General features: G+C 52.1%; 4 protein-coding genes. 2 read left to right on the top strand and 2 right to left on the bottom strand.

Going from position 1 to position 6581, the window contains the following annotated elements:
• The coding region (locus ACOTXF_RS11770; RefSeq protein ID WP_004200914.1) for an IS1 family transposase at nt 1-74 on the top strand (74 nt) is incomplete at its 5' end.
• A gap of 316 nt (nt 75-390) precedes the next feature.
• Complete coding sequence (locus ACOTXF_RS11765) at nt 391-936, top strand: type II toxin-antitoxin system YafO family toxin (protein WP_247169834.1); 546 nt, start codon at nt 391-393, stop codon at nt 934-936.
• A gap of 52 nt (nt 937-988) precedes the next feature.
• On the opposite strand, the gene ACOTXF_RS11760 is transcribed toward ACOTXF_RS11765, so the two are convergent.
• Both ACOTXF_RS11760 and ACOTXF_RS11755 read right to left on the bottom strand, forming a co-directional pair.
• Nucleotides 989-3880 carry a hypothetical protein gene (locus ACOTXF_RS11760; RefSeq protein WP_247169835.1) on the bottom strand — a complete coding sequence of 964 codons (2892 nt, stop codon included), beginning with the start codon at nt 3878-3880 and terminating at the stop codon, nt 989-991.
• Nucleotides 3880-6573, bottom strand: a complete 2694-nt coding sequence (locus ACOTXF_RS11755; RefSeq protein ID WP_270588705.1) for a transglycosylase SLT domain-containing protein — start codon at nt 6571-6573, stop codon at nt 3880-3882. Before ACOTXF_RS11755 ends, ACOTXF_RS11760 begins: the two co-directional genes overlap by 1 nt.
• Between the last annotated feature and the right edge of the window lie 8 nt (nt 6574-6581).

Below are 6581 nucleotides of genomic sequence, written 5' to 3'. Positions count from 1 at the left end.
TGTCGTTCTCAAAATCGGTGGAGCTGCATGACAAAGTCATCGGGCATTATCTGAACATAAAACACTATCAGTAAGTTGGAGTCATTACCCGGGTTCTGAGGCCGCTGGCACAAGGAAGTGCCTTTGTCTAAAGGGCAATGCGGATGTAAAATAGTTGGCTATAGTGGATCAATGATGTAAAATTACCTCAAGGGTAAATCCCGTTTGATGAAGTTTCTATATTATGAGGTGATGTCATGCGAAATGAAAGATTGCAGATGCGCAGAGCGCAAGCTGCCGCAAGACGTTCAGCTAGTGAAGGCGCTGAGTACGTAAAAGTAACTATGACAAAAGAACACGCCGCGCGTGTATCTCGCGCTTTCTATGATTCTCGTAATGATAAGGGGAACTATGAGTTCGTCTGCGTCGCAGAATAATCAAAATCAAGTCGTTACATACAGGGGTCGAGTACTGCATACGCAGAATTTCTCGGCCCTTTGTGCATCTGATCCTGAATTGAAAAAAATTGCTGAGGCATTTAAGCAGTTTTGGAAAACAGGTTACCACCCAGATATGGGGAAAGATGCGGCTTTTGCGCGGCCAAAAGAGATCCTTAACCTGAACGTAAGGCACACTCATTCCGACCTTAAAGATTACGTTCCGGAAGATAGCGTTAAAGATCACTCTGGAAAGAAATCTTCGTGGGATGCCTGGAAAAACATTGCATCTGTCAAGGTTAGGTATACCCCCACTAGTGATAGCTTTTTAGTCTATTCGGTAAATCACAATCGTGATGCGCTTGTCATGTTTTTTGTGAATGCTGATGCCCATAACGAGACTGAAAAAGATGAATTCACAGAGGCTGCAATCGCGGTTAGCTACGCCTTTTTTGAAAAAACAAAAACTCACCCAATGCCACTGGAAGAAGACCTTTTCGATGAGAAGTGGGAAGAATAAGCCCGCGTCGCGGGCTTTTTTGTGGGTGCCTCAGCCTTTGTGACATGTCACGTTATTTCATTCCCGGATCAACCTGATTTATCAGCGGGGCAATCCAAAACAGGTTGTTGCCTGGAAGAAGTGTACGCACGTTATGCAGAACCCGGTCACCAGCGTCGCCATTCAGCACCCCGGCAGTCACATCAGTAATAGTGTCCAGCAGACCGAACGTTGGCCCAAGGGCAGAGCCAATAAATCCACGGCTGGCATATCTCGACTGCGTGCCGGTGCCAAGTAGCGCCCCAAGACCAACCATACCCCCGGTAGCCTTCTCAGCCATATTATTGTATTCCATCAGAGGACCAAGGATACCGGATCGGTCAATCCCCTCAATAGCAAGTTTCTGCGGCGACCAGTCTACCTCTTTGCCATTTGCAGACTGTTTAAGCGCGTACGTCAGTGCGCCCAAAGCAATCTGGAATGCGGTGCCGTAATAAAACTGACCGGTTCCCTCCTGTAGTCCGCCCAACGTGGCACGATTATAGGAAGCGGTCGCGAACGATTTAAACTGGAATATGGTTTTACCCAGCGGCGTACTGGCCCACAGCGGTGTATCGCCAATCCCCGGGGTGATAACGGTATTGTTAACGTCTTTGAGCACCGCAGACTGGAAAACGCCTGCAACGTGCTGATCGTCCCATTTTTCAAAATTGCCGATATGCCAGCCGTTGATCACCTCACCGTGCTTTTCGAACTCGCTGCGGATACGCGCGGCCATATTGTCGTTAATGCCGAGCTTAGCCAGGCGGCGGCCGGTGAATGCGCCGGAAAGAATACCGTCGGACGTGATCATACCGTTTACCGATTTGTTCATGTCATCGAAGTGACCCATCAGCGTGAGCTTGCCGAACGCATCGGTAACACGCTCCATACCCGCTTCCACTGCCGTTGTCCGGGCGGAACTGTCCACAAGGTCACCCATCGTGCGTGCGCGGGTGTGGAGGATGGTTTCCAGCCCGACGGCCATTTTTAACTGTTCGGCCCGGCTGGCCTTGAATGCAGGTGATCGGGTGATCAGCGAAGAGTAACCACGCATGGTATTGCCAAACCCGTTAACCATCACACCGCGCGCAAGATCAGGAATAGCGGAAACGGTCATACCGCCCAGCTTGGTGACAAAGTTAGCACTGCGTAGAAACGCACCAGCGCGCACAAAAAATGATGATGGATCGTCAGGCATGCCATAGGTGCCAGCCAGGCGGTCTCGTAGCGCTGTGATATCCCGGATATCGTTATCGCGGGCTTTCGCCAGTTTTGCCTGGTCTTTGGGATTCTGGCGCATTAGCGCATCGTATTCGTCCTGAATATCCTTGAGCTGCTTTTCCAGGGATTTGTTACCGAATGCACGGGTAAGCTCAACCTCTGCCGATGCCTCGCGAATGTGTCGCTGTAACACATAGTTGGCGTCACTCTCCAGATAATCTTTCATCAGGCGATCTGGAACGCTGAGCGTACGCGACCGGGTACTGCCGGCCGCTTTTACCATAAAGACGTTTGCGAAATCCTGCGGGATTTTTGCCCCGACGATTTTATTGATCGTGGCATCAGCAGTAATTTCCGCCTCTTCGCGGGACATTGTTTTCTCGCCGCGCGACCACCAGTCGACCAGCATGTCGCGAAATTTATCGCGCTCGTTAACAATTTTGCCGACTTTGTACACGCGCGGGAAATAACTCTCCTGGCCGATGGCTTTCAGTTCCTCGTCAGGGGGCAGCAGGCCAAGCTTTTGCTGCGCCACTTTCACCCGATTAACTACCGTGCGCATTGCCTGCGCCGCTTCCTGCACCACCGGATTAGCATGCACATCACCGCTGCGCATGGCGTTACCTACCTCCTCACGGAACTGTGAAAAACTCAGGTCGCCCCCGGCGGCTTTATACTGGCTGTAGGCCTGTTTGTTCGTCACCACGACGGCCGCCTCTTCACGACGCCACCCGCGAACACGGGTTTCCGCCGCAATTGGTGTCTCAATGCCGCGGGCATTGCCCTGAAGTGTGTAATTATTCTCTGCCAGCTCAAGAGCCGTACGGCGGGATGTCTTTGACGGTGACTCCATCAGGCGGGTGAATGGTGTCAGATAGCTACCCGCCTTACGCGCCAGTTTACCAACCGGGCCGCCAGCTGCCGGAGTGAGATCTTCGAGCGTGGCTTCGTTGATTCGCGCCGCGCCGACGCTGCCCCCTTCGGGAAGCGAGGCAGCAGCCGTGTCCGTCGCAGACGTGATACTCATATTATCGAGCGCGTCAGCCACCTCACGCGTGGCCGCTGTACGAACTGATGGCGATAGCGCAGCACCGGCGGCTGCAAATACGCCGCTCATCAACGCACCGGCTGCGACGTGGGAAGCACTTTCCCCCCACGTGCGGGTAATCTGCTGGTTATTCAGCGCAACCTCGCTCGCTGCTGTTGCAGCTGCGCCAATCGCAGCCTGTGACGCTATACGGGCCACTGTTCCGACCTGAGCACCAGGAATGAACATCGACGCGACGGTGACTGGATCGACAACCCCGGCGGCAATACTGGCGAGAACGCCCTCCCCGCCCGCCTCTGAAAGTACCCGACGGTCCTCGTTTTCGTCGTCAATCTGCTGTTTAAGCCAGGCAGTTTCTTCCGGTGAACGGGAATCAGCAAAAGCAGATCCCCATTGTTCGTACCCGTGCAGCTCGGTTTTATCAGCATAAGGGTTATACCCGTCTACCGACTCAAACTGCTTGGCCGGGCGGAACATCTCGGCCAGAAGGTTATTCTGACGGAAGGCGGCGCCCCATACCGATGGCTCTGGTTGCTGCGGCTCCGGGTTGGTTCCTTCAGGCAAAGGTACATCAAACCCAGTCGTCTCTGGCAGAACATTGCCAGCAGGAGTAAATCCGTTGCTCAGTTCTTCTGGCGAGGAATACACAGGCATTATTCATTACTCCATGAGAAATAGTTTTTGAAGCGATTAACACGATCATCGTGGAACCTGCGATACTGTTCATCAATTGCACGGTGTTTATCTTTAAAGCCGCGAATTTCCTGACCCTTGATGATTTCTTCCTGATCTTTTTGCTCTCTTTCCTGTATAGATTTTTTATATGGTTCCCATTCATCCAAAGAGGGTTTCCACCGCATTGGCCTGCCGTAAGAATCGTAGAACGGCTGTACCGCCTCAATACCATCCTTATCTTTTGTTCGCACCATAATGGCGTAATCGCCATTGCGGGCCGTCAGCACATCAGGTGTAATTTCCAGATCGCCGCCAATACGCGATTCCGGCGTTTTACTGGTAACAGGCACTGCGTTACCGGAGGTGATCCCGAGCTGTGTCGGGATTGTTGTGATATCGTCATTACGGTCGCCATACATCAGTTTCTCTTTTTCTTCTTTCCACTGTGCCGCTTGCCAGCCTGACGGACCGTAGTTATAGAGTGCCTCTGGCGCATATTTCATAAGTTTGGCGTTGCCGTTAACCTCGCTGATACTCCATGTGCGGGCGATCTGCTGGTTGGTCATTTTTTTGGCCGCATCCGCATTACCGCCGGTGGTGCGGTAATTGATGTCGTACAGCGACTGATAATCGTTGCGGAAACGTGCGGCCTCCGGAGTCTGGTCGTCGGCTGATGGATTTCCCCAGCTAAAGAAGCCTGACATACTGCTCACTGCGGAACCCATCGCCTCGCTGCGGTCTTTTTTGTACTCCTTGGTGCTCTGGGTTGAGGCCAGTTGCGCTTTGAGTGCATCGGTCTGGTTGTAGGTCAGATTCTGCGCCTGTTCGATAGCGGTTTCGGACGCCATGCCAGAATCGGTAAGCTGTTTAACGGTGAGATAAAATCCCTGCATATCCTTTGGCATGTCGCCAACAGACGCGGGATCCGTGTCATAGAGGCGATTAAATAACTCAGCCCCCTGACGGACCGCCTCAGGACTGTGCGCGCGGGATATCGCCGATAACTGGGTGGTTACCTGCGAAGGAATGATCCCGGTCTGGGCCACCTGCTGCACAATCCCGTCATGGGTGGTGGCGTCGTTAATCCGGAAGTTTTGCGCCGTTGGCGTGGCGTCGGCGGCTTTTTGCATGGATTTATTGGTGGGGTCGAGTTTCTCGCCCATAGACAGCGCTTCGTTAAAACGACGGGCATCACGCTGCGCCTGTATCGCTTCATTACTTTTCTGCACCAGCGCGCCGAGCTTACCATACGCATCGAGTTTGAGCGCATATTCAGGGTCATTTACCTCTGGTTTCTTTTTGATTAATTCCTGCTGCTGCTGTTCAGGAGAAAGGTACTGAATTGCCTGGAAAGTTTTTGCATTGTCCATAGCGATATCGAGCTTCGATACCATTTTTTTCCCTTGCTCACCGTAGCCAAACATAATCGCCGGGATAGAAGGAACGGCATCAGGGACTTCGCCATTATTGAGTTGAGCCATTGTATTGTTGAGCAGCGGTTCGAGCTCATTAAGTACCAGTTTTCTCTGCTTCTCAATCTGAGCGTTTGCAAGATTATCAATTTGATTAACGGTAACTGGATCCATACCGGTTTTATTTTTACGGTATCGTGAAATCCAACCCTGCGTTTCAGATGGTAGTTTTTTTATGAAGTCGGCTTGGGATATCTCTCCTTTTCTTGGATCACCGATCTTCTCAATAAGTTTGTCAACATTGCCCTGCCCCCAGTTATATGCTGCTCCAGCCAGTAATTCAGAGCCATACTTGTTTGACAGTTCCTGCGCGTAATCCGAGGCCAGCATGGTGTGTTGCTGCTCGTCTGCCGGGTTGTACTTCAGCCCACGCCGTGCGGCCAGTTCTTTGCCTGTTTCAGGCATTAACTGGAAACGGCCCTGAGCACCAGCTGAAGAAGTGACAATTGACCCGTCTGAATTAAGATGCTTACCACCTGACTCGACGATACCTACAGATCGCATATCCAGACCACCAGTATCATCTGCTGAAAACTCACCGTTCATCCACCCAAGCGGGTTATCAACTGCATAGTTTTTAGCTCTCATCTCAGTGGCGGCAAGGTTATCTTTTTCAATGGCAGCCAGAATCTGCTCCTGCGACCAACCCCTTGAGGCACCGAATCTCGCTGTTGCTACTGTGCGAATATTCTTTGCGAGAATAGCTTCCTGGGGATTATTCCACGCATCAGCCTCTTTCTGGATTTGCAACTGTCTGGTGGCATCGTATTGATTGCCTTCAAACTCGCTGACCTGCCCCTGCTCGTAGCGGCCAACGTTTCCCTGAAACTGGATGCGCTGCTGCTGCGCCTGCTGCATGAACATCTGGCGCGATGCGTCATCAGGTAGCGACGAGGCCAGGGATTGGATCTGCTCATCATATTGCTGCGTAAACTCCTGACCCTTACCGATGGCGTTTTGGCCCTTCAGGCTGTAAAGCTGGGTCTTTAAATCCTCTTCGGCCTGACTGAGCTTTAAGCTGGCCTCCTGTGAAAGAGCCACGTTTGCCCGCTGCTTGGCCTGGGCGAATGCACCAGCATATTGCTCAGCAACTTGCCCAAGAACATCAGCGGTTTGAGGCGTGTCGAATGCCTGAAGACCAGGCGACTGGAATCCCCTGCTCTCTACCTGACGACCGTTTACAGTTGGTACTGTTGGCATGATATCTC

The sequence above is a fragment of the Enterobacter cloacae complex sp. IR53041 genome (genome assembly GCF_049238285.1).
In the GTDB taxonomy this organism is placed as follows: domain Bacteria; phylum Pseudomonadota; class Gammaproteobacteria; order Enterobacterales; family Enterobacteriaceae; genus Enterobacter; species Enterobacter roggenkampii.
This window is presented reverse-complemented; position numbering and strand designations above follow the sequence as displayed.

Coding starts and splice junctions, on each gene's coding strand:
- ACOTXF_RS11765 (WP_247169834.1), top strand. CDS start 391: ATGAGTTCGTCTGCGTCGCAGAATAATCAAAATCAAGTCGTTACATAC.
- ACOTXF_RS11760 (WP_247169835.1), bottom strand. CDS start 3,880: ATGCCTGTGTATTCCTCGCCAGAAGAACTGAGCAACGGATTTACTCCT.
- ACOTXF_RS11755 (WP_270588705.1), bottom strand. CDS start 6,573: ATGCCAACAGTACCAACTGTAAACGGTCGTCAGGTAGAGAGCAGGGGA.